Raw genomic sequence first — 753 nt, forward strand, 5'->3', positions numbered from 1 at the left:
AGATGACGAAAAAGACTTTTGGGGAGACAGTTTAATTGCGCCTGATTATATGGCTAAGTTTATTGTCTCTGAAAGCAAAGCTTTAGAAGCATTAAAAAAATTCCAATTATTAAATTCGCTAGATGAACTAATAAATACTATGAACAAATAGGAGGTGTTATTAACTTGAGTAGAAGTTCAATTAATACAAAAGATATGTCTCATAAAGATTGGTTGAATGTTCGGAAAACTGGAATAGGTGGTTCTGATGTAGGTGCTATTCTTGGTGTTAATAAATGGAAATCTCCAATACAATTATATTTTGAAAAAATTGGCGAAGTTAAAGAACCAGTTTTAGATAATGAATATATCTATTGGTGCAATGTTTTAGAAGATGTAGTTGCGCAAGAGTTTAGTAAACGCACAGGTAAAAAGGTTAGAAGAGTAAATAAAATGTTCAGACATCCTAAATATAATTTTATGATCGCAAATATAGACCGTTCAGTTGTTGGTGAAGATGCGTTATTAGAATGCAAAACCACTTCAGAATTCAATAAAGGCAAGTGGGTAGATGATGAAATTCCCAGTACTTATTTAGCTCAAGTACAACATTATTTAGCAGTTACAGGATATAAAAAAGCTTATATTGCAGTGTTGATTGGTGGTAATAGATTCTTATGGAAAGAGATTGAACGTGATGAAGAATTAATTAAGCTCATCATAGATAAAGAAAAAGACTTTTGGGAGCGTTATATATTGGGCGATGAGATACCC

1 protein-coding gene is annotated in these 753 nt (G+C 31.9%); it reads left to right on the forward strand.

All coding sequences use genetic code 11. From position 1 onward, the window contains the following. Positions 1–165: 165 nt before the first annotated feature. Positions 166–753, forward strand: a 588-nt coding sequence (locus tag ACF91D_RS31045; protein WP_392438595.1) for a YqaJ viral recombinase family nuclease, incomplete at its 3' end; no start/stop codon positions are given.

The sequence above is a fragment of the Staphylococcus sp. 231237_7MaSpsaltlick genome, assembly GCF_043107035.1.